We start from the raw sequence: 351 nt of genomic DNA on the forward strand, positions 1-351 counted from the left end.
GCGCATGGCGATCCTTGTGGGACAATTTGGATGGCTTGTCCTGCCAGTCTTCAGGAATACGCCCTGCCCGGAGGTCGGCTTTCTCGGTGTTGGTATTGCGCTGCTTTGGAGCGGCTACCAATGTTGCATCCAGGATCTGGCCCGACATCGGCAGATAGCCCGCGTTCCGCAGAGTTGCATCAAACCGGGCAAACAGCCTTTCAATGGCTCCCGCCTGGGTCAGGCGTTCACGGAACAGCCAGACCGTTTTGGAATCAGGCACCCGATCTGAAAGCCCCAGACCAAGGAAGCGCATGAAGGAGAGGCGATCGTTGATCAGATATTCCGTCCGTTTGTCGGACAAATTGTTCA

The 351-nt window shown here is 56.4% G+C and carries 1 protein-coding gene; it reads right to left on the reverse strand.

All coding sequences use genetic code 11. The annotated features are described in order from the left end of the window. A partial coding sequence (locus KP705_RS19810) for a transposase (RefSeq protein WP_215765552.1) occupies positions 1 to 351 on the reverse strand: 351 nt, incomplete at both ends.

It is taken from the genome of Gluconobacter sp. P1D12_c (assembly GCF_018812105.1).
In the GTDB taxonomy this organism is placed as follows: domain Bacteria; phylum Pseudomonadota; class Alphaproteobacteria; order Acetobacterales; family Acetobacteraceae; genus Gluconobacter; species Gluconobacter oxydans_A.